The organism is Halomicrobium sp. HArcel3, from assembly GCF_058933135.1.
On record NZ_JBZYDN010000001.1, the window covers coordinates 902,639 to 924,064 of the forward strand.

Annotated in this window: 22 protein-coding genes and 1 tRNA gene; 13 read left to right on the forward strand and 10 right to left on the reverse strand. The window is 66.3% G+C overall.

Going from position 1 to position 21,426, the window contains the following annotated elements; translation table 11 throughout:
* The first annotated feature begins 13 nt into the window (after nucleotides 1-13).
* The 5 genes from AC5FRV_RS04570 (at nucleotide 14) to AC5FRV_RS04590 (ending at nucleotide 6,105) form a co-directional block, all read left to right on the forward strand.
* On the forward strand, nucleotides 14-1,078 hold the full coding sequence (locus AC5FRV_RS04570) for a Gfo/Idh/MocA family protein (RefSeq protein ID WP_493559914.1): 1,065 nt from the start codon (nucleotides 14-16) through the stop codon (nucleotides 1,076-1,078).
* Nucleotides 1,079-1,240: 162 nt separating this feature from the next.
* Entirely contained in the window at nucleotides 1,241-2,302 is a 1,062-nt protein-coding gene (gene trmB / locus AC5FRV_RS04575; RefSeq protein WP_493559915.1) for an HTH-type sugar sensing transcriptional regulator TrmB, read from the forward strand.
* Between the two features lie 232 nt (nucleotides 2,303-2,534).
* Complete coding sequence (locus AC5FRV_RS04580; protein WP_493559916.1) at nucleotides 2,535-4,130, forward strand: acyl-CoA carboxylase subunit beta; 1,596 nt, start codon at nucleotides 2,535-2,537, stop codon at nucleotides 4,128-4,130.
* Between the two features lie 2 nt (nucleotides 4,131-4,132).
* Nucleotides 4,133-4,489: a DUF8022 family protein gene (locus tag AC5FRV_RS04585; protein WP_493560153.1), complete on the forward strand. Its 357-nt coding sequence runs from the start codon at nucleotides 4,133-4,135 to the stop codon at nucleotides 4,487-4,489.
* A 125-nt stretch (nucleotides 4,490-4,614) separates the two neighbouring features.
* Complete coding sequence (locus tag AC5FRV_RS04590; protein ID WP_493559917.1) at nucleotides 4,615-6,105, forward strand: aldehyde dehydrogenase family protein; 1,491 nt, start codon at nucleotides 4,615-4,617, stop codon at nucleotides 6,103-6,105.
* 12 nt (nucleotides 6,106-6,117) lie between these two features.
* Here the strand turns inward: AC5FRV_RS04590 and AC5FRV_RS04595 are convergent, their stop codons facing one another.
* The gene (locus AC5FRV_RS04595) at nucleotides 6,118-6,297 is read right to left on the reverse strand and encodes a DUF7836 family putative zinc-binding protein (protein ID WP_493559918.1); all 180 of its coding nucleotides are present in this window, start codon (nucleotides 6,295-6,297) and stop codon (nucleotides 6,118-6,120) included.
* Nucleotides 6,298-6,439: 142 nt separating this feature from the next.
* Between AC5FRV_RS04595 and AC5FRV_RS04600 the strand changes: the two genes are divergently transcribed.
* Together AC5FRV_RS04600 and AC5FRV_RS04605 are read left to right on the forward strand one after the other, a co-directional pair.
* Nucleotides 6,440-7,591 (forward strand): thiolase family protein, encoded by a 1,152-nt coding sequence (locus AC5FRV_RS04600; RefSeq protein ID WP_493559919.1) that lies wholly within the window; start codon nucleotides 6,440-6,442, stop codon nucleotides 7,589-7,591.
* Nucleotides 7,588-7,974, forward strand: coding sequence for a Zn-ribbon domain-containing OB-fold protein (locus AC5FRV_RS04605; RefSeq protein ID WP_493559920.1), 387 nt, complete (start codon nucleotides 7,588-7,590; stop codon nucleotides 7,972-7,974). Before AC5FRV_RS04600 ends, AC5FRV_RS04605 begins: the two co-directional genes overlap by 4 nt.
* An 80-nt stretch (nucleotides 7,975-8,054) precedes the next feature.
* Here AC5FRV_RS04605 and AC5FRV_RS04610 read toward each other — a convergent pair whose 3' ends face one another.
* Entirely contained in the window at nucleotides 8,055-8,732 is a 678-nt protein-coding gene (locus AC5FRV_RS04610; RefSeq protein WP_493559921.1) for a DUF7547 family protein, read from the reverse strand.
* A gap of 92 nt (nucleotides 8,733-8,824) precedes the next feature.
* On the opposite strand from AC5FRV_RS04610, the gene AC5FRV_RS04615 reads away from it, so the two are divergent.
* Nucleotides 8,825-8,980, forward strand: coding sequence for a hypothetical protein (locus AC5FRV_RS04615; RefSeq protein ID WP_493559922.1), 156 nt, complete (start codon nucleotides 8,825-8,827; stop codon nucleotides 8,978-8,980).
* Nucleotides 8,981-9,023: 43 nt separating this feature from the next.
* On the opposite strand, the gene dpsA is transcribed toward AC5FRV_RS04615, so the two are convergent.
* Together dpsA and AC5FRV_RS04625 are read right to left on the reverse strand one after the other, a co-directional pair.
* Nucleotides 9,024-9,569: a DNA starvation/stationary phase protection protein DpsA gene (gene dpsA / locus AC5FRV_RS04620; protein WP_493559923.1), complete on the reverse strand. Its 546-nt coding sequence runs from the start codon at nucleotides 9,567-9,569 to the stop codon at nucleotides 9,024-9,026.
* Nucleotides 9,570-9,697: 128 nt separating this feature from the next.
* Nucleotides 9,698-10,105, reverse strand: a complete 408-nt coding sequence (locus AC5FRV_RS04625; RefSeq protein WP_493559924.1) for a DUF8048 family protein — start codon at nucleotides 10,103-10,105, stop codon at nucleotides 9,698-9,700.
* Between the two features lie 177 nt (nucleotides 10,106-10,282).
* Between AC5FRV_RS04625 and acs the strand changes: the two genes are divergently transcribed.
* Nucleotides 10,283-12,385: an acetate--CoA ligase alpha subunit gene (acs, locus tag AC5FRV_RS04630; RefSeq protein ID WP_493559925.1), complete on the forward strand. Its 2,103-nt coding sequence runs from the start codon at nucleotides 10,283-10,285 to the stop codon at nucleotides 12,383-12,385.
* Nucleotides 12,382-13,449, forward strand: coding sequence for a phosphotransacetylase family protein (locus tag AC5FRV_RS04635; RefSeq protein WP_493559926.1), 1,068 nt, complete (start codon nucleotides 12,382-12,384; stop codon nucleotides 13,447-13,449). The genes acs and AC5FRV_RS04635 overlap by 4 nt, the downstream gene beginning before the upstream one ends.
* Nucleotides 13,450-13,743: 294 nt before the next feature.
* Here the strand turns inward: AC5FRV_RS04635 and bioB are convergent, their stop codons facing one another.
* Together bioB and AC5FRV_RS04645 are read right to left on the reverse strand one after the other, a co-directional pair.
* The gene (gene bioB, locus AC5FRV_RS04640) at nucleotides 13,744-14,871 is read right to left on the reverse strand and encodes a biotin synthase BioB (RefSeq protein WP_493559927.1); all 1,128 of its coding nucleotides are present in this window, start codon (nucleotides 14,869-14,871) and stop codon (nucleotides 13,744-13,746) included.
* 51 nt (nucleotides 14,872-14,922) lie between these two features.
* On the reverse strand, nucleotides 14,923-15,636 hold the full coding sequence (locus tag AC5FRV_RS04645) for a protein sorting system archaetidylserine synthase (protein WP_493559928.1): 714 nt from the start codon (nucleotides 15,634-15,636) through the stop codon (nucleotides 14,923-14,925).
* 194 nt (nucleotides 15,637-15,830) lie between these two features.
* Here AC5FRV_RS04645 and AC5FRV_RS04650 point away from each other — a divergent pair, with 194 nt between their 5' ends.
* Nucleotides 15,831-16,133: a PRC-barrel domain-containing protein gene (locus tag AC5FRV_RS04650; protein ID WP_089817467.1), complete on the forward strand. Its 303-nt coding sequence runs from the start codon at nucleotides 15,831-15,833 to the stop codon at nucleotides 16,131-16,133.
* Here AC5FRV_RS04650 and AC5FRV_RS04655 read toward each other — a convergent pair whose 3' ends face one another.
* Nucleotides 16,134-17,603, reverse strand: coding sequence for a DHH family phosphoesterase (locus tag AC5FRV_RS04655; protein ID WP_493559929.1), 1,470 nt, complete (start codon nucleotides 17,601-17,603; stop codon nucleotides 16,134-16,136).
* A 214-nt stretch (nucleotides 17,604-17,817) separates the two neighbouring features.
* On the opposite strand from AC5FRV_RS04655, the gene AC5FRV_RS04660 reads away from it, so the two are divergent.
* Nucleotides 17,818-17,891, forward strand: a tRNA-Lys gene (locus AC5FRV_RS04660).
* Nucleotides 17,892-17,998: 107 nt separating this feature from the next.
* On the opposite strand, the gene AC5FRV_RS04665 is transcribed toward AC5FRV_RS04660, so the two are convergent.
* Together AC5FRV_RS04665 and AC5FRV_RS04670 are read right to left on the reverse strand one after the other, a co-directional pair.
* Nucleotides 17,999-18,433 carry a GNAT family N-acetyltransferase gene (locus AC5FRV_RS04665; protein WP_493559930.1) on the reverse strand — a complete coding sequence of 145 codons (435 nt, stop codon included), beginning with the start codon at nucleotides 18,431-18,433 and terminating at the stop codon, nucleotides 17,999-18,001.
* Nucleotides 18,430-18,867: a GNAT family N-acetyltransferase gene (locus AC5FRV_RS04670; RefSeq protein WP_493559931.1), complete on the reverse strand. Its 438-nt coding sequence runs from the start codon at nucleotides 18,865-18,867 to the stop codon at nucleotides 18,430-18,432. Before AC5FRV_RS04670 ends, AC5FRV_RS04665 begins: the two co-directional genes overlap by 4 nt.
* Nucleotides 18,868-19,021: 154 nt before the next feature.
* Between AC5FRV_RS04670 and AC5FRV_RS04675 the strand changes: the two genes are divergently transcribed.
* Nucleotides 19,022-19,609: a plastocyanin/azurin family copper-binding protein gene (locus AC5FRV_RS04675; protein ID WP_493559932.1), complete on the forward strand. Its 588-nt coding sequence runs from the start codon at nucleotides 19,022-19,024 to the stop codon at nucleotides 19,607-19,609.
* A gap of 48 nt (nucleotides 19,610-19,657) precedes the next feature.
* Here AC5FRV_RS04675 and guaB read toward each other — a convergent pair whose 3' ends face one another.
* Complete coding sequence (guaB, locus tag AC5FRV_RS04680; protein ID WP_493559933.1) at nucleotides 19,658-21,142, reverse strand: IMP dehydrogenase; 1,485 nt, start codon at nucleotides 21,140-21,142, stop codon at nucleotides 19,658-19,660.
* Nucleotides 21,143-21,426: the final 284 nt, after the last annotated feature.

Sequence of the window (21,426 nt, forward strand, 5' to 3'; positions counted from 1 at the left end):
GTGGAGGAGCGAGATGACGGCTGTCTCGGACGTTCGCGTTGGATTCGTCGGCCTCGGGAACATCGCTCAGCTCCACGCGGACGAGATAATCGGCTACGGCGGCCAGGTCGTCGCCGGCACCGACGTCTCCCCGGAGGCGCGCGCGATGTTCGCGGAGGACTACGGCGCCGAGGTGTTCGAGGTCCACGCCGAGATGTACGAACTGGTCGACGCCGTCGTCGTCTCGACGCCCAACCGCTTCCACGAGGAGTACGTCGTCGCCGCGCTGGAAGCCGGCCTCGACGTCCTCGTCGAGAAGCCCCTCGCGCACACGCTCGAGAGCGCCCAGCGCATCGCCGACGCCGCCCGCGACGCCCAGGGGTTCTGTATGGTCGGCTTCCACAACCGGTTCTGGGGCCCGGTCCAGGTGCTCAACAGCTACCGTGAACAGGGAAAACTCGGCGACGTCACCCACGTCGAGGCCAACTACATCCGGCGACGCGGTGTCCCCGGCCGGGGAAGCTGGTTCACCCGCAAGGACGTCTCCGGTGGCGGCGCCGTCATCGACATCGGAACGCACGCGATCGACCTCGCACTCTACCTCATGGGCTACCCGGACGTGGAGGAAGTGTCGGCGACGACCCGGTCACAGTTCGGTTCAGAGGAGGAGTACAGCTACCTCTACATGTGGGGCGAGGACCGCGGCGTCGGGAACTTCGACGTCGAGGACTCCGCCACCGCGTTCATCCGCTGTGCCAACGGCGCCACCATCTCGCTGGAAGTCGCCTGGGCGGCGAACCGTGAACCCAGCCAGGACTTTTTCGTCCGCGGCACGGACGCCGGCGCGCAGTTCGACATCTCCGAAGAGGGGATGACCGTCCACGAGACCGCCGACGACGGCGTCAACCACCACCGCGACATCGACGTCGAGACGACGGACCGGGAGGCCCACGGCATCGAACAGCAGCACTTCCTGCGGGCCGTCGCCGAAGGGAGACACCCGGCCATGAACACCGTCGAACAGGGCCTGGAGGTCCAGAAGATAATGGACGGTATCTACCGGTCGAGCGAGGAAGGACGAGCCGTCGCTATCGAGTAATCCCGACCTACCGGCCGCCCGCCTGTCCAGGATCCCTGTCCGAGACGGCGGCCCAGGGCCCCTCTCCAGACACCGGCCAGACCACCACGTCGACGGAACCGACGAGGGTTCCCGTGGCCTCCTGTCGGAAGACTGATTGTGAACGTCACCGAACGCTCGCCCATGGCTGCCCCCGATCTGAGGGACGCACTGGAACGGGTCATCACGCACTTCGACCTCGGCGAGTACGAGGTCTCCGCCTATCTCGCTATTCTCGAACACGGTGAGGTGACGGCGTCGGAACTGTCCGAGACGACCGACATCCCACAGCCGCGCGTCTACGACACGGTGCGCAGCCTGAGTGACGTCGGACTAGTCGAACTGAAGGACACCCGCCCGATGAAGGTACTCGCTATCGACCCGCGCGAGGCCTTCGACGAGGTCCAGGAGTCCCTCGACGAACTGGTCGAGGACCTGTCCCAGCGCTACACCGCGCCGACGCGGAAACCGGAGGCGGTCTCACTCGTCAAGTCGCGACCGAGCATCCTCCGCTACCTGGACGACATCATCGCGTCGGCCGAATACGAACTGATGCTGTCGCTGACCCCCGGCCTCCTCGAACGGTTCGCGGGGAAACTGCAAGAGCGGGCCGAGGACGGCATCGCCATCGAGATACTGGTCTCCCCGACCACGGAAGCCCCCTCGACCGACGACGTCGACTACCCCTCGATCGCGTCGACGGTCCGGGCCCGCCGCGGAATCACGACACCCGTCGTCGCCGTCGCGGACGGGAACTACTCGATGTACGCGACGCGGGAAAGTATTCGCGGAGACAACGACCGCTACGGCGTCATCTTCAACCGCTCGGAACTGGGCTTCCTCGTCTCCGGCTTCTTCAACATGGTGCTGTGGACGACCGCCGAGGAGATATACTCCGACGGCGAGAACCTCCCGTTCCCGCGGCGATACGGGACGATTCGCCGGTGCATCTCCGACCTGCAGGTGCTCGAAGGCGAGTTCTACGCGACCATCGAGGGCCGGGACGTCGAAACCGGCGACCACTGGGTCGTCGAGGGCCGCATCTCGGAGGCGACGTTCGGCCAGAACCGGGAGGTTGCGACGCTCACCGTCGACACCGACGACGGGCCCGTCGACGTCGGTGACCAGGTCGCCTCCTACGAGGACATCGAGGCCTTCGAGATTCGCGTCGGCCGCGAGGAACCGCCGGGGACCGTCGCCGACTAGTCCACCGGTATTCAGTCGCCCCGTTTCGACGGACAGGGTAAACTATTATTTGGCTCGGAGCGCCGATTGTGTACATGAACGCGAGACACGACGGGTCGAGTCCGGCCCGACGCCCTGTCGCCCACGTGGGCACTATTTCGAATCCGGAACCCGACGCCGTCGAGCCCGAATTCGACCCCGAGAGCGGGCCTGCGGTGGGGCGCTCGCTGACGCGTCGCCGAGGTGAGCGACGGTGAGCAAGCAAGAAGAGCCGGACGGCGACGACGCGGCCGAGGCGACCGAGCCGTCGGACCCGGTCGAGGAACTCCGGGAACGACGACGCGAGGCCGAACGCGGTGGCGGCGAGGCGCGAATCGAGGCCCAGCACGAGAAGGGGAAGATGACCGCCCGCGAGCGCGTCGACTTCCTCGTCGACGACGGGACGTTCACGGAGGTCGACGCGTTCGTCGAACACCGCTCGACCAACTTCGGGATGGGCGAGAAGACGTTCCCCGGCGACGCCGTCGTCACGGGCTACGGCGAGGTCGACGGCCGGAAGGTGTTCCTCTTCGCTCACGACTTCACCGTCCTCGGCGGCTCTGTCGGCGAGGTCGTCGCCGAGAAGATCTGCAAGGTGATGGACCGGGCCATCGAGAACGGCGTCCCGGTCATCGGGCTCAACGACTCCGGCGGCGCACGCATCCAGGAGGGGGTCGACTCACTGGTCGGTTTCGCCAAGATATTCAATCGCAACACGGAGGCCTCCGGCCTGATCCCCCAGATCTCGGCGGTCATGGGGCCGTGTGCCGGCGGCGCGACCTACTCCCCCGCGCTGACGGACTTCACCTTCATGGTCGAGGACACCAGCCACATGTTCATCACCGGCCCGAACGTCATCGAGACGGTCACCGGCGAGCAGGTGTCGAAGGAGGAACTCGGCGGTGCCGGCTCGCACTCCTCGAAGTCAGGCGTCGCCCACTTCGCGTACGATTCTGAAGAAGAGGCCCTGGAGAACATCCGGCGGCTCCTCTCCTATCTCCCACAGAACAACATGGAGGACCCGCCGCGGGTCAAGCCCTGGGACGAACCGGACAGGGAGGTGCCGGAACTGGCCGACATCGTCCCGAACGCGCCGCGCAAGCCCTACGACATGACGGAGGTCATCGACCGGGTCGTCGACGAGGAGTCCTTCTTCGAGGTCCAGGAGAACTGGGCGCGCAACGTGGTCGTCGGCTTCGGCCGAATGGACGGCCGGTCGGTCGGAATCGTCGCCAATCAGCCTCGCGTGAGCGCGGGCACGCTCGACATCGACGCCTCGGAGAAAGCCGCCCGCTTCATCCGCACCTGCGACTCGTTCAACGTCCCCGTCATCTCGTTCGTGGACGTCCCCGGGTTCATGCCCGGCACCGAGCAGGAACACAACGGGATCATCCGCCGGGGCGCGAAGCTCATCTACGCGTACGCGGAGGCGACGGTCCCGCTGCTCTCCGTCGTCGTCCGAAAGGCCTACGGCGGCGCCTACATCGTCATGTCCTCGAAGTTCCTCGGCTCGGACGTCAACTACGCCTGGCCCGGCTCCGAGATGGCGGTGCTCGGTCCCAGGGGTGCAGTCAACATCCTCCACCGCCAGGAGATCGCCGACGCGGACGACCCCGACGCCCGCCGTGAGGAACTGATGGACGAGTTCCGCGAGGAGTTCGCCCACCCCTACGGTCCGGCACGACGGGGCTACCTCGACGACGTCATCGAACCGAAGGAGACGCGGAAACGGCTCGTCGACGATCTGGACCTGCTCACGCGCAAGCGCGAGGATACGCCCCCGAAGGACCACGGGAACATCCCCCTGTGACCATGTCGTCGCTCGAATCTACGGACGGCCGGTCCGAATCGACAGACGGTCAGTCGGCAGAGGGAGACCACGCGGCAGCGTCCGAACTGGTGTCGCTCACGCTCGGCGACACCGATGTCGCCGTCGACGTCCCGGACGACGCGACGGCGGCCGAGGCGGCCGCGATCGTCGCCACCGTCGGCGGGCACCTGACGGACCAGCAGCGAGCCGCGGCGGCGGCCCGGGACGCCGAGACCGTCGAGTACGTCGACGAGTGGTGCTTCGCCGACAGGCTCCGGTCGTTCGGGAAACGCCGCCTCCCCCGAAACGTGCGGAAGGGCGAAGAGTGGAAAGCCGCCGGGCGAGCGTTCCCCCGGTAACGGATCGAGTTCGTCGGCGGCGTCGGTTTTCGTGCCCCGACATCAGTGGGACTGCGCCCTATTCACCCGACAGTCGGAACTGATTGCGCGCGCGACTTATCAGTGAGCCACTACAAGTGGGACTGATGTCTCCAGACCTTTCCATCGACGCCGACTGGAACGCACAGTACATCGACGGCGAGTGGGTGCCCTCCGAGGGCGACGACGAGATAGCCGTCGAAGACCCGTCGACACGAGAAGAGATAACGCGCGTCCCGGCCGGCGTGGAGGCCGACGTCGACGCGGCGTACGAGGCGGCCGCCGCCGCACAGCCCGAGTGGGAGCAGACGCCGCCAGCCGAGCGCGAGCGCGTGGCCCAGGAGTTCGCCCAGTTACTCCACGAGTACGAGGCGGAGATAATCGAACTGCTGGCACACGAGGCCGGCGGGTCGCAGATAATGGGCGCGACCTCCGTCCAGATAGCCTCGGACCAGGCCGCAGAGGCGGCCACCTTCCCGCGGCGAATGAAGGGTGAACAGGCGGACTCGAACGTTCCCGGCAAGGAAAACCTGGTCAGGCGCGTCCCGCAGGGGGTCGTCACCGTCATCTCGCCGTGGAACTTCCCGGTGAACCTCTCCGGACGGGCGATCGGCCCGGCCATCGCGACGGGGAACACTGTCGTCGTCAAACCCGCGACGAACACGCCCATATCGGGTGGGTTGCTCTTCGCGAAACTGTACGAGGAAGCGGGCGTCCCCGACGGCGTCGTCAACGTCGTGACCGGGCACGGGTCCGATATCGGCGACGCGGTGGCCGGTCACCCCGAGAGCGACGTGGTGACGTTCACCGGGTCGACCCCCGTCGGGCGTGGCGTCGGCGCGACGGCCGGCGAGAACCTCTCGACGGTGTCGCTGGAACTCGGGGGCAACAACGGCCACATCGTGACGGCAGACGCCGACCTCGAGGCGGCAATCGACTCGGCCGTCTTCGGCTCGTTTGTCCACCAAGGCCAGGTCTGCATCTCGATCAACCGCCACATCGTCCACGTGGACGTCTACGACGAGTACGTCGAACGGCTCACCGAGCGCGCCGAGTCGCTCCCGGTCGGCAGCGCACACGACGAGGAGACGGTCGTCGCACCGATCATCGACGAATCTCAACGCGATCAGATGCTGGAGTACGTCGACGAATCGGTCGAGGAGGGAGCGACTGTCGAGACGGGCGGTGAGACAGTCCCGATGGACGGCGTCGACGACTCGCTCCTCGTCGCGCCGACGGTCCTGTCTGGGATGACCAACGAGATGTCTGCCGCGTGCCACGAGCACTTCGGCCCCATCGCACCGGTCATCCCGTTCTCGGACGTCGACGAGGCCGTCGAGATCCACAACGATACCCAGTACGGCCTGTCGGGGTCGGTCCACGCCGGCGACGTCGGTACGGGGATGCAGATAGCCGAGCGACTGGACACCGGGATGGTCCACGTCGGCGACCAGCCGATCAACGACGAGGCCCACGTCCCATTCAGCGGGACGAAGGCCTCCGGTGTCGGCGCTTTCAACACCACTGCGATTCTCGCCGAAGTCACAGAGGAGAAGTGGATTTCCCTTCAGCACGAACGTCGGGAGTACCCCTTCTGATCCCCGTTCAGCTCACTGGAACTCCTTGAGTATCTCCAGGCTCCGCTGGGTCTTCGTGAACTCGGTCATCAGTCGCTCCTCGCCGCAGCTCCGGCACTCGAACGTCGCGTCGGGCGACGGGAGGTCCGAGGGGTCCGCTTCCCAGTCTTCGCCGCAGCTGGGGCACTCCAGGTCGATCCAGGATCGAGGCATACCACGACGTCTGGGCTGCGGACGAAAATATGTTGGCCAGACTGACGGATCCTGCTGCCAGCGGACCCACTCCGCCGGTGTGGTTCCAGCGGAGACTGCGAGAACCGCAACGAACACAACCCCTCCGTGAGAGACACCGGACATGGACGTCGCAGTAATCGGCGCGTCGATGACGCAGTTCGGGCAACGCGACGCCTGGATCCGCGAACTGATCGCGGAGGCGGGCGAGGCCTGCCTGGCCGACGCGGCCGTCGCTCCGGACGAAGTGGACCACCTCTACGTCTCGAACATGGCCAGTGGCGAGTTCGAGGGGCAGGGCGGCATCATGAACGCGCTCGCCCACGACCTGGGGCTGATGCCGGCCTACAGCGAGCGGGTCGACCAGACCTCCTCCTCGGGCGGCGCCGGTATCTACGAGGCCTGGCAGTCCATCGCCTCGGGCGCCAGCGAGATGACGCTGCTCGTCGGCGGCGAAAAGATGACCCACAGGACCACCGCCGAGGCGACCGACGTCATCGCCTCCATCACGCATCCGGCGGAGTACAAACACGGCGTAACGTTGCCCTCCTTCGCGGGGATGACGGCGCGTCACTACCTCGAACGCTTCGACGCGCCCCGGGACTCGCTCGCGAAGGTCGCCGCGAAGAACCACGCCAACGGCGTGGACAATCCCCACGCCCAGTTCCAGAAGGAGGTCGACGTGGAGACGATTCTGGACTCGCCCATCGTCGCCGACCCGCTGCGTCTCTACGACTTCTGTCCCATCACGGACGGGAGCGCAGCGCTCATGTTCTGTCCGGTCGACGTCGCCGAGGAGTACACCGACGACTATGCCGTGATTAGCGGTATCGGTGGCGCCACCGATACCCACGTCGTCCACGAGCGCGACGACCCGACCGTCATGGGCGGCGTCGTCGAGTCCGGGAAACAGGCCTACGAGATGGCTGGCATCGGACCCGACGACGTCGACGTGGCCGAACTCCACGACATGTTCACCATCCTCGAGTTCCTCCAGATGGAGGGCCTGGACTTCGCCGATCACGGCGAGGCCTGGAAAGACGTCGAGGCGGGCCGGACCGAACGGGACGGCGAACTCCCCATCAACACCTCGGGCGGCCTGAAGTCCAAGGGCCACCCGCTCGGCGCCAGCGGCGTCGCGCAGGGGTACGAGATATACAAGCAGGTCATCGGCGACGCCGGTCCGCGACAGGTCGAGGCCGACACGGCCCTGGCCTGCAACGTCGGCGGCTTCGGGAACTGTGTCATCACCACCATCATGGAGGCAAGCCAATGACGTTCGACGCGCACATCTGTCAGAACGGTCACGTCACGTATCCCGGGCACACGCTGTGTCCTGAGTGCCACGAACCCCAGACCGACACGGTCGACCTGGCCGACCGCACCGGCGAAGTCGTCACGTGGACGACGTCGACGGCGACGCCCCCCGGCGTCCGCGCGCCCAACACCATCGCCATCGTCGAGTTCGACGTGAGCGACGCCACCGACGGCGGCGACGATTTCGTCCGCGCCATCGGCCAGGTGACCGAAGACGACGACGTCGAGACCGGTGACGCGGTCGAACCGGTGTACGCCGAAGAACTGCGGGACCCCGAGGCCGGGATCAAGGAACCGGCGAGTCAGGCGTGGGACGGGTACCAGTTCGAGCCCGTCGAGTGAGTGGATTTAGCCGGCCGTCAGACCACGAAGCGTTCGCCGGCAGCCAATTATAGCGATGCCGCTTCCTCGCCGTTCGCTCGTCAGTTCCCGGCGTCGTCGCCGGGTCCCTCGCCCTGATTGTCCGTCTTCCCATCGTTGCCCGACCCATTACCGTCGCTCTCGTCACCGTCGCCCGCGGAATCACCGTTTTCGTCTCCGAACTCCTCCTTGATCGACTCGAGTTCCGCGTCGACGTCGACGGGGACGGACTCGTCGGGAAGCGGTTCTGCCGAGCCCCCGGAGTCGGTCGAATCGGGGGCCGGGTCGTCGTCAGCTCTTTCTCGTAGCTTCGCTTCGACCTGGTTTTGCAGGCCGCGAGCCTCGTCGAGCAGTTCGCGCGCGTCGTCGTCCTCGGGCCGGCCCTCGACGGCGTCCTGCAGGTCTGCCAGCGCTCCGTCGAGTCGCGAGAGCGTCGTCCGGCTCAGGCGTTCCGCGCGCTGTCGGACCTCGGTGCTACCCGTTCCCGTCGTCGGCGCGCGGCCGTCTGCGAGCCGCAGGGCGCGCTGGAGTAGCTTCAGCGCCTCGATGTTCGTCCGCAGGAGGAGGATGACGCCGGGGATGCCGACGTCGCTCGTGAAGCGCATCAGTTCGCGCGGCGACGGCGGGCGCGGCAGGCCGCGCTCCGTCCGCGGTTCGAACTCTTCTTCCAGTTCCTGTAACGTTCGGACCAGGTCGGCGACCAGTGGACCGACGTCGGTGTCGTCGGGCGAAGAACTCATGTCAGTCTCTTGGAGACAGTATCATAAAAAGCCGCCGCGACGTTTAGGCGGACCAAAATCCTTTTAGCTTTAGGGGTGCCTAATCGTACTCGATGAGCGAGTCCCCGGACGCGGTCGAACTGCCAGACGTCGACGAGGAGACGACGGTGACTGCCCACTGTTGCAATCCGGACCGGACCGTCTTCACCGAAGAAGGCAACTCCGATGGCTGGATAGCGACGGATCTCACGGTCGAACTCGACCGATAAAGTCGAAGGCCGATTCTCCGAGCGGTTCCCCGGCTCGAACGTTCTACTGCGCCGTCTCGGCGACCAGCGTGTCGTTCTCGAGGTAGTGTTCGACGTGGTGGGCGTCGTCCTCGACCTCGACGAGAATCTCGCGCAGGATCTCTGCGGTCGCGTGGTCGCCGAGGTTCTGGGCGAGTTCGACGTGGTCGCGCAGCGACTCGATGATGTCGCCGTAGATCTCCAGATCGTTCTCCAGTGACGCGCGGATCGTGTAGACGTCTTCACCCTCGGGCGACACCGTCGCGGCGTCCTGAATCTGGTCGAAGCCGGCGGCGGGCGTCCCGCCCAGCGCCTGGAGGCGTTCGGCGAGTTCGTCGGCGCCCTCCTCGGCGTGGTAGGCCGCGTCTCCGAGGAACTCGTGGAGTTCGAGGAACTCCGCGCCGGCGACGTTCCAGTGGTGCTTCTTGAGCTGGTGGTACAGGACGTACGTGTCCGCCAGATCCGCGTTCAGCGCGTCGATGATCTGCTCTGCCTTGTCGACGGGGATCCGAAGGGCGTTCTCTTCGACGCTACCGAACTTGCGGTGGACGGACTCCTCTTGCTGGCTCATAGCTATCAATAGATTGGGACGCCAGGCACTTAAAGACACCTCTATCGGAAAACTTCGTTCCCGATTCGATAACAAATGTTTTGGTCTGCCGAATAAATTCCCTGCGTTCTGTGGGTCCGCGTGGGACGTCACCCCTCGCCCGCCGCTCCGTCGCCGACGGATCTGTCGAGGACTACGTACGCCTGACGACCAGGGGGATCAGACGGGGCGTCCGTTCGCTCTTCGACAGTTCGCCGGTGAACGTCCCGGACGGCGTCGAGCATCGCGTCCGAGAGGGCGAGGGCGTCGCCGAACTCGGCCCATACGTGGTCGGGAACCACGAGGTAGTAGGCGTCTGAAGTTCGCTCGAGGAGCGGCGACTCGTACTGTCTTCGCCACTCGTAGGCCAGGTTCTCGACGCCCGGGAGCGCCTCGACGCTCTCCTGGTGGCGCGCCACGGCACCCGACAGATCTGCTCCGCTCACGTCGTGGGTTCGGGCCGCTACCGCGAGTACGTCGGCGTCGAACGGGTCGGAGTCCTCACCAGTGGTCGTCACAGCCGGGGCTTCGAAACCAGCGTGGAAAAACGGTACGGCGAACGCACTGGTCCCCCGTTGGAACCGAATCCAGACCGACGTCGACGAAGTCGGTAAAAACACCCCCAGTATAATCCGCAGGTGTCCTGCCAGTAGCAGCAGTTATTTGCGGGCGACGAACGAACGTGCGTGCGAGGAATGGGACAGTTATCTACCCTGTTTGCGCCGGAACGTGTCGCGGTGATCGGGGCCACGGACAGCGAGGGGGCGGTCGGTCGCGCCATCACCGAGAACCTCCTCGAGTCGTTCCAGGGTGACGTCGTCGCGGTCAATCCCTACCAGGACGACGTGTTCGGGCTCGAGTGCCACGATTCGGTCGCCGACGTCGACGACGTCGCTATCGACGTCGGCGTGGTCGTGGTCCCGCCGGACGTGGCGGTCGACAGCATTCGCGAGGCCGGAGAAGCCGGTATCCGGAACGTCGTGGTGATCACGGCGGGGTTCGGCGAGACGGGAAGCGAGGGGGCCGCGCGCGAGCGAGCGCTGCGTGCGGTCGCCGCCGAGTACGACCTCAACCTCGTCGGCCCGAACTCGCTGGGTATCATGAGCACCCCCGTTGGCCTCAACGCGACGTTCGGCAACGAGATGGCCCAGGAGGGTGACGTTTCGTTCATGAGCCAGTCGGGCGCGTTCGTCACCGCGGTCCTCGACTGGGCCGCCGAGCGAGACGTCGGGTTCAAAGACATCGTCTCGCTGGGGAACAAGGCCGTCCTCGACGAGAGCGACTTCGTCGACCAGTGGGGCGACGACCCCGACACCGACGTGATCCTCGGCTACCTCGAAGACGTGAGCGACGGCGCTGCGTTCATCGAGACGGCCCGAGAGGTCACCCAGGAGACGCCGATCGTGCTCGTCAAGTCCGGTCGGACCGACGCGGGCGCGAGTGCCGCCGCATCCCACACTGGTGCTATCGCTGGGTCCGAACGGGCCTACGAGGCCGGACTCGAACAGGCCGGCACCATCCGCGTCGAGACGGTCCAGGAGCTGTTCGACTACGCGCAGATACTCTCCGACCAGCCCCTGCCCGACGGCGATGAGATCGCCATCGTGACCAACGCGGGCGGCCCGGGCGTGATGACGACCGACGCCGTGGGCGATTCGGGGATGGCCCTCGCGGAGTTCTCGGACCGCACGATAGAGAAGTTGACAGAGACAATGCCCGCGGAGGCGAACATCTACAACCCGGTCGACATCATCGGCGACGCGCCCGCGGCCAGGTTCGAGGCGGCACTCGAGACGGTGCTCGCCGACGAGAACGTCTCGATGGCAGTCGTGGTCGCCTGCCCGACGGCAGTTCTATCCTACGAGAACCTGGCGGAGGTGATCGTCAAACAGCAGTCGGCGTTCGACCAGCCCATCGCGGCGACGCTGATGGGCGGGAAGTCCGTCGGCGACGCCGCCCCGATGCTCAACGACGCGGGCGTCCCGACCTACTTCGACCCCGCCCGGGCCGTCGACAGCCTCGACGCGCTCCGGCGCTACGGCGATATCCAGGCGCGCGAGTACGTCGACCCCGAGACCTTCGAGGTCGACCGGGAGCGGGCGCGTGGCATCCTGGAAGACGCGGCCGAGCGCGGGCGAAACCGCCTCGGCGTGGAGGCGATGGACCTGCTCGACGCCTACGGCATCCCGACGCCGCAGGGCGACGTCGTCAACTCGCCGAGCGACGCCCAGCAGATCGCCCGCGATATCGGCGACGACGTCGTGATGAAGATCGTCAGCCCCGACATCCTCCACAAGTCCGACATCGGCGGCGTGGAGGTCGGCGTCGCCCCCAAGGACGTCCGCGACACCTACGAGGATCTGGTCGTTCGCGCCCGAAACTACCAGCGGGACGCGACCATCCTCGGCGTTCAGGTCCAGGAGATGGTCGACCTCGAATCGGGCACCGAGACGATCCTCGGCGTCAACCGCGACCCGCAGTTCGGCCCGCTCGTGCTCTTCGGCCTCGGCGGCATCTTCGTCGAGGTGCTGGAGGACACGACGGTCCGCGTCGCGCCGGTCTCCGAACCGGAAGCGACGGCGATGCTCGACGAGATAGATTCGGCGCCGCTGTTGCGCGGCGCGCGCGGCCGGGACCGCGTCGACGAGTCGGCCATCGTCGAGACCGTCCAGCGGCTCTCCCAGCTGGTGACCGACTTCCCGGCGATACTCGAACTGGACATCAATCCCCTCGTCGCGACGCCGGACGGTGCGACGGCGGTGGACCTGCGACTCACGATCGACCAGGAGGAACTATGAACACAGTACTCGTCACTTCGACGGACGACGGCATCGGCAAGACGGCCATCGCGCTCGCACTCGCGCGAACGGCCCAGGACCAGGGCAAGACAGTGGGGTATATGAAGCCCAAAGGGACCCGCCTGCAGAGCGCGGTGGGCAAGACCCGCGACGAGGACCCGATGCTGGCCCGCGAGCTGCTCGGTATCGACGCCGAGATGCACGAGTTGGAGCCCATCGTCTACTCGCCGACGTTCGTCCAGGAGGTCGTCCGCGGCCGCGAGGACCCCGACGAACTCCGGGAGCGCGTCGTCGACAGCTTCCATGACCTCTCGGCGGACACCGACCTCATGATCGTCGAGGGGAGCGACGACCTCTCGACGGGGAGCATGGTGGACCTGACGGACGTCGACATCGCCGAGGCGATCGACGCCAGCGTACTGCTCGTCTCCGAGTTCGACGCCGTGGGCGACACGGACGACGTCCTCGCCAGCGCGGAGCGCATCGGTGACAACCTCGGTGGCGTCCTGTTCAACGGCGTCGCCGACGCGCAGATGGACGTGCTGACCGACGACGTCCTCCCGTTCCTGGAGGGACGGGGCGTCCCGGTGTTCGGCGCGCTCCCGAACGTCAAGGAGCTCTCGGGCGTCACGATACGCGAACTCGCTGACAGCCTCGGCTGCGACGTGCTCACGTCCGAGGCAGGGCTCGACACGCACGTCGAGCGCTTCACCGTGGGCGCCATGGGCGGCAACAGCGCGCTCACGCAGTTCCGTCGGACCCGCGACGCTGTGATGATCACCGGCGGCGACCGGTCGGAGGTTCAGGCCGCCGCGCTCGAAGCGTCGGGAATCGAAGCGATGCTGTTGACCGGTGGATTCCGCCCGCCGAACGCCGTCCTCGGGAAGGCAGCGGACGCCGGCGTTCCGATCCTCCTCGTCCAGTCCGACACCAGGACGACCATCGACCGCGTCGAGGAAGTGCTACGCTCGGGCCGCACGCGAAGCGAGGCGACCGTCGAACGGATGCGGGAACTCCTCGACGGCGGCGTCGACGTCGAATCGATCCTGGACGCCGGAGAATAAAACCAGATAACGGGCGTAGGGACCTCCTACGGCCCTGAACGGTATTCACTACTTATGGGAATGGATGGCAAATGTTAACGTGGAGCCACCAGGCTCCGTAGTGTCACACGCTGGGGGTACCACCCCCTTTCCGTTCGTGCAGTCCTGTGCCCGTCCGACTCGGAGCGTCCGTAACCTGGGTCAGCAGTCGCTCGCTCGACGGCGCCGTACGCCACGTGGAGAACGAACCTTCCTCATTTTTGCCTGCCCAGTCGCCGTCTGCCGTGTGCGAACTCGACAACGGCGCCAGTGAGATCACCCCGAAGACTCGACGTCGGCTTCGCTGGTCGCCGTTCCGGCAGCGGTGTCGACGGTCTCGTCGTTGTCGACGTCTTCGGCGGAACGGGCTTTCACAGCGGCCGGATCGAACTCGTTGCGGTCAACGTTGGGTTCGAGGCCGGCGCGCTCGATTATCTCGATGTCGTCGCCAGCGGACTGACCCTCGGTCGTGAGGTAATCGCCGGTCAGGACACCGTCGGCACCGGCCTCGAACGGCAGGTGCTGTTCGTCCGCGTCGAAATTGGCCTCGCGGCCGCCGGTGAGGCGAACGCGGGCGTGCGGGTGGAGGAAGCGGTAGACGGCGATGGTACGGATGATCTCTTCGGTCGTGACGTCCGGCAACCCACGTTCCGCCAGGGGCGTTCCCGCCACTGGATTGAGGATGTTCACCGGGAGCGAGGAGACGCCGACGCCCTGGAGGGCCACGGCGGCGTCGACGCGGTCGGTGGGCGCCTCGCCCATGCCGAGGATGACCCCAGCACACAGGTCCATTCCCGCCTCCTTCGCTACCTTCAGCGTCTCGACGCGGTCCGCGAAGGAGTGGGTATCCACGATCTCGGGGAAGTACCGCGGCGACGTCTCGATGTTGTGATTGTAATGGTTGATGCCCTCGTCGGCGAGAATTCGGGCCTCCTCCTCGGTGAGGATGCCGAGGCTGGCGTCGACTTCGACGTCGGTCTCGTCGCGGACCAGCCGTATGGCACGGAGGACGTCGGCCCACTCCTGGGGACGTTTCTCCTTCGAGACGCCCTTCTCGGCGACGACGATGCCGAATCGCTGGGCGCCGTCCCGTTCGGCCCGTTTCGCCGCCGCGAGTATCTCCTCCGGGTCCAGAAAGTCGTAGGTGTCGATGCCGGTGTCGAAGTGGACCGACTGGGCACAGAACCCACAGTCCTCGGCGCAGTTACCGGCCTTGGCGTTGACGATGGAACAGGCGTCGACGGTGCCGTCGCCGAAGTGGGCGCGGACCGCGTCGGCCGCGGCCGCCAGTTCGTCGACTGGCTGGGCCAGCAGCGCGAGGCCGTCGCGTCGGTCGAGTTGCTCTCCGTCGAGTACGCGCGCCATCGCGTCGTCTATCGTCCGGTTGCTCGACTCGTAAACCACGATCCTATCATCGGTTGACGGTTGGAAAAACGTTCGGGAACCGGTGGGTGACTACGGCGCGTTGTCGACCGACCCGTTCGACGGTCCCCAGTAGTAGACCGGGCCGAGGGTCAGGTAGGCCATCGCGGCGACGAGCAGCGCGATGGGAAAGACGCCGTGGAACGCCGACGGGACGAGGATGGCCAGGGCCTGTATCGCACCGAGGGCGAACGCGTCCCGGACTGCGAGTTTGGGATAGCGGACCGGTGCGACCATGAGGACAGAGAGGACGACGGTCGCCCCGAGGAGCACGGGAACCGGAACGAGGCCCGAGAGGTACGCCGCCGCGAGGATGACCGCGGCCAGCGCGTTCGGGATACCGGGGCGGTCCTCGCCCTCACCGACGTACACCTCGTAGAACGCCGTCCGCAGGATGGAGAAGGCGGCGAACCCCGCGGGAACGAGGAGCGCGATAGCGAGCACGAGCGGAGAGAGGTCGTCGAGACCGCCGTACTCCAGTCGGACGACCCCGTAGACGAACAGGCCCGGAGTCGTGCCGAACGACACGATGTCGGTGATAGAGTCGAGCAGCGGCCCGACGTCAGAGTTGCCGGCGCTGCGGGCGATGATCCCGTCGAGGGCGTCGACGATGGCGGCCAGAAGCACGAGCCGGGCCGCGAGTCGCGGGTCGGTGAAGGCGACGACGCCGGCGACGAACCCGACGACGGCGTTGATCAGCGTCACCCCGTCGGCCGGCCCCAGCCGACGGCTCACCTGCAAGCTCATACGGGCACGTCAGCGACTGCGTACATTAAGCGTCCGGATTCACGTGACACGACGCCGGTGCGAGTCAGGACGTCGTTACCCGTCCGCGCGTCGGCGCCGTGGCCGGAAACCGCACGACTGATCGGGTGCGCCGTCGTCCGCGCTCCGTCAGACACCTACCAAGAGTTAAGGTCCCCGGAACCAAGCCAGCATATATGGATCCGGACAGCGTTCCGCAGGAGATTACGACGCTCGTGGGCCGTGAGGTGTACTCCAACAACGGCGTCTTCGTCGGCGAAGTCGAGGACCTCCGCCTCGACCTCGACAGACAGGACGTCACTGGCCTCGCACTGCACCAGCTGAACAGGGAACTCTTCTCGGGCGAAGTCGACGCCTCGCGCGGCGTGATCATCCCGTATCGCTGGGTGCAGGCCGTCGGCGACGTCGTCATCGTCAACAGTATCGTCGAGCGCCTGACCGGCCCCGCGGACGAAGACGAAGAAGAAGTCGCTGCCTGATTAGCTCCCGTTCGACGACTCGCTACTGCTACTACTACTGTCGACGCCCATCGCCTCGAACAGTTTCGTTCGCACCGCCTCTTCGGTGAGCGCCAGTAGCGTGTCGCGGCTGTCCTCGCTGGTCTCGATTCCGGTGAAGATACCGAGCGGGATCTCGACGCTGGCGTCGGTGGAGTGTCCGGCCGTGTCGCCCATCTCGCCGAAGGCGTCGTGGAGCACCTTGCCGATGTTCATCCGGATGTCTTTCGAGCGGGCGGCGAGGTAGATGGTGTCGTCGGCGAGCGCGAACACCGCCGTCGTCGTGATCCCTTCCAGGTTGAGAAGGTGCTGAGCAGCCTGGGCCAGCGCGTCCCGGTCGCGGATGAACCCTGCGTTGGAGACGAGGTGTGAGCCCTTGACCTCGCGATTGCGGATAGCCTCCGCAAGGACGTCCAGCGTCTCGGGCGACATCGACGGCGACTCGACCTGTTCGAGTGTGTCGTGGTCGGCGAAGGGGTAGAGGTACGCCGCCGCGGTCAGGTCCGCGGGCGTCGTGTCGCGCTTGAAGTCCAGCGTCTCCGCACGGATGCCGTACAGCAGCGCGGTCGCGACCTCCTGTTCGAGGGTGAGGTCGAGCTCCTGGATGTACTTCGTGAGGATGGTCGACGTCGCCGAGACGTTCGGCCGGATGTCCACGAACCGGGCGTCGTGGTCGTGGTCGTGCTCGTAGTGGTCGATGATGACGTCCACGTTCTCGGGGTCCGGTTCGACTCCCTTCGCCGTGTCGACCAGCGCGAACGTGTCGTAGTCGTCCATGTCGACGGCGCCCCGCGAGACGAGTTCGATGCCGAGCAGGTTGACGAACGCGCGGTTCTCCTGGTGACCGATCTCGCCCTCGTAGACGATGTCGGCCTCGACGTCGCGGCCCTGGGCGATCGCCTGGAGCGCCGCGGCGCTGGCGATGGAGTCCGGGTCGGGCGAGCGATGGATGAGGATCGACATCCGCCGTTCCGTCCCGTCGATGACGTCGGCGAGCTGGCTCGCCTTGTACTCGAGTTCGCCCGTCTCCAGGGCCCGCAGTGCCGAATCGGCGATGACCGCCGACGGGTTGATGACGACGTCGGCGCCGAGCTCGGTGAGTTCGTCGGCCGAAACCGGGTCGTCCGCGCGCGCGACGACGAACTGGTCACCGTCGTCCGCGGCACGGATGTTCTCCAGCGCCTGGGCGTTGGCGTCCACGTCCGACGAGAGGATGAGCACGACGTCGCGGTCCGCCAGGTCCCCGACGATGGATTGCTCTCTGATGTCCGCGGTCTGTGCGTTCAGGTCCTGGTCGCGCAGCGCCTCGACGCGACCCTCGTCCCGGTCGAGGATGAGGACGTCTTTCCCCTCCTCGACCAGTTCTTCGGCGACGGCGTGGCCAACACTCCCACAGCCGAGGATAGCGTACCGCGACATGGAAGCCATCGCGATACCGGTAGCGGTACTCATCTGTTGTCTTTTGCGAGGTGGTGGAGGCCCTTATATCAACCTCTTCCATGGCTCCACTGGGTCCCGTAGCCCGCTTGCGGTTTTACCGTTCCGGGTTTATTTCACACCAGCTATCCCGTACCTTTCTGTCGCCACAGTGGCCCGTTGCCGTCCCGCACTCCGGGGACCGAAAGGAAACCTATTTTACCCGCCACCGGGAATCCTGAGTTGTCTTGGGCCGGTAGCTCAGTCCGGCAGAGCGACGGACTCTTAATCCGTCGGTCGAGGGTTCAAATCCCTTCCGGCCCGTTTTCCTGCGAACGAAGTGAGCAGTGAAAACGCCGCTCCGACCCTCGCGAACGACTCCGCGTTCGCTCAGTCCCGTCCGACCCGTTTGCCTGCGTTTTCGTCCCGCCTCACAGCTCCAGAACCATCTCCACGTGGGGAATGTCAGTCTCGTCCTCGACGGGGCCGAGAGATTCGTAGCCGAGCGATTCGTAGAACTCCGCGACGCGTCTCTGGGCGTGGAGGAGCGTGCGGGATCTGTCTTCGTCTCTCGCGTAGGCGTGGGCCGCTCGCATCACGGCTTCGCCGACACCGCGGCCTCGGAACTCGGGGAGGACGGCGACGCGCTCGACCTTCGCCGTCTCTCCGTCTATCAGGCGGACGCGGGCGGTGCCGGCGGTGTCGGAGCCGATGCGCGCGACGAAGTGACGGGCCGCACCATCTCGGTCGTCGAACTCGACGGGTTCCGAGACGCCCTGTTCCTCGACGAAGACGGTGCGGCGGATGGCATGCGCCTCACCGGGTCGGTCGCTGGCGATTACCTCGATGTCGTCCACTGGGGTCATTCGAGTGACTTCTCCATCTCGACGTGCGGGATGCCCGCGTCCTCGAAGACGTCGCTGGTCGTGTGATAGCCCAGCCGCTGGTAGAATCCCTCGACTGCAGTCTGGCTGTGGAGGACGAGCGTCTCGACGCCGCGCTCGCGGGCGACGGCTTCGACGCGGTTAACGAGACGTCTTCCCCATCCCACTCCGCGGTACGGTTCGCGGACTGCGACGCGCTCGACCTTGGCCGTGTCGTCGTCGATTTGGCGGAGGCGGGCCGTCCCGATGGGCGTATCGTCCTGGCGAGCGATCAGGTGTGTCGCCTCCTCGTCGTGCCCGTCGCGTTCCCGCTCCGGCGGCACGCCCTGTCCCTCGACGAACACCTCCTCGCGAACGGCGATGGCCTGGTCGCGAGACTCGTCGTCGGCGGCGATCTCTATCGACGTATCGGTCACTGCCCGGTGATAGGCCGTCGGAGGCGCAAGAATGTTTCGCGGATCGAATCGGACTGACACGCGCGCCGATCGCCGTAGAGGGGCCGACGGGAGCTACTTGCTGGTGCCAGCACGCTGGTCATCCGCCGCCAGCAGAAGTATTCATCCAATTATCATGATGCGGCGTCACTACATCAGAACTATCGGAACCGGCGCGTGCGTCGGCCTGACCGGCCTCGCGGGCTGTGGCAGCCCGGACGACACCGCGGTGACGGAATCGCCAGCGGTCGACGGCGACGAGACAGCGAGGACGGTCGCTACTGGCGGTGAGGACGACGGAGCAGGCGGCGATTCGACCACCGTCGCGATGATTACCGACGGCGACCAGTACTACTTCGACCCGATCGGACTCACGGTCGACCCCGGGGCGAGCGTCACGTGGACCAACGAGTCTGGCAGCCACTCCTCGACGGGCTACGTGGAAGGGAATCCGCAGGCGGAGGTGACGCGGATCCCCGAGGGCGCCGAAGGGTGGAACGGCGAGACGCTCACCGAGCAGGGGGCGACGTTTTCCCACACGTTCGAGGTCGAGGGGACGTACGACGACTACTGTATTCCCCACAAGAGCCTCGGGATGGTCTGGCGAGTCGTCGTCGGCGAACCCAGTGGACTGGACGGCAATCCGCCAGACGGGGCCGTCCCGGACGAACAGGCGACCGTCGACGCAGGTGCGGTCTCCTACGACGAATTCCAGTCCGGGTGACGGGTAGAGACAGAAAGATAGCGGACGCAGTCAGTTGCTAGCAGGCACTCAGTTGCCGTCGGGGCTGTAGTTGGGCGCCTCGTCGGTGATCATCACGTCGTGGGGGTGACTCTCCTGCTGGCCGGCGGCGGAGACGCGGACGAACTCGGAGCGCTCCTTGAACTCCGGGATGGTCTCTGCGCCGACGTAGCCCATGCCGGACTGCATGCCGCCGACGAGCTGGTGGAGCTCAGACTGGACCGAGCCCTTGTACGGCGTCGCTGCCTCGACGCCCTCGGGGACGAACTCGTCGTCCTCGTCTTCCTCCTTCAGGTAGCGGTCGCCGCCGCCGTCGCTCATCGCGCCGACGGAGCCCATGCCGCGGTACTGCTTGTACTTCTTGCCGTTCATCGTGATGACGCGGCCCGGCGCCTCGTCCGTGCCCGCGAAGTAGGAACCGAGCATGACGGCGTCGGCACCGGCGGCGACGGCCTTGATCGCGTCGCCGGAGTAGCGGATGCCGCCGTCGGCGATGACGGGGACGTCGTGCTGGCTTGCGACGTCGGCGACCTGGGAGACGGCCGTGATCTGAGGCATCCCGGCGCCGGTGACGACGCGGGTGGTACAGATCGAACCCGGGCCGATGCCGACCTTGACCCCGTCGGCGAAGTCGACGACGTCCTCGGCGGCCTCGCGGGTGCCGATGTTACCGACGACGACGTCGGCGTCGACGGTCTCCTTGATCTCGCGGGCGCTGTCGACGACGTTCAGGTTGTGCGCGTGCGCGGAGTCGATGAACAGCACGTCGGCGCCGGCCTCGTCGGCTGCCGTCGCGCGGTCGAGTTCGAACGGCCCGACCGCGGCCCCGGCGACGAGTCGGTCGTTCTCGTCGCGAGCCGCGGTGTCGTACTCGCGGCGCTGGAGGATGCCCTGCATCGTGACGAGGCCGATGAGGCGGTTATCGTCGTCGACGATGGGGACGCGCTCGATCTTGTGTTCGTACATCAGTTCGAGCGCCTCGCGGGCGGTGACGTCCTCGGGGGCGGTGACGACCTCGTCGGTCATGGCCTCGTCGACGGCGTCGTCCTCGCCGACCTCGAGGTACGGGCGGATGTCCGTGCCCGAGATGATACCCAGAACCTGGCCATCGTCGTCGACGACTGGGGCGCCGGAGACGCCCTGTTTGTCCATCATCTGGTCGACGTCCCGGACGGTCTGGTCCGGCGCGGCGGTGACGACGTCGCGGATGATCAACTCGTCGGCGCGCTTGACGCGCTCGATTTCGGCGACCATCTGGTCGACGTCCATGTTTCGGTGGAGGACGCCCAGTCCGCCGTGTCGGGCCATCGCGATGGCCATGTCGCTCTCGGTGACGGTGTCCATCGCCGCCGTGAGGACGGGCACGTTGATCTCGACGTTCTTCGAGACCCGCGTCGCGGTGTCAGCCTCGTCCGGTTCGACGCGCGACTCCTTGGGTCGCAAGAGTACGTCGTCGAACGTCAGCGCTTCCGGTACCTGGAGTTTTTGCGAGAAGGGCTCGCGCTCGTTCGCCATGTAAACCGTCACAGACGGTAGCTCAAAAGCGTTGCGAGACGCACAGACGCGTGGGCTCCGGTCCCACACGAATCCGGCGAGAATGTGGATCATCACTTGGGAACGCCGGATCGGTAAAAGATGGAAGAAAGCACGTCGGAAACCTGACTGATGCCGACCGTGTGCGGCCAATTCTCACACAACGTTTATACTTCGACCAAAGAAAATGATAGATATGCAATCCGTCAGCCCCACCGGCACGGACGGCAGCCGACGACCGACCTCTTCGCTCGCAGAGGTCGGCA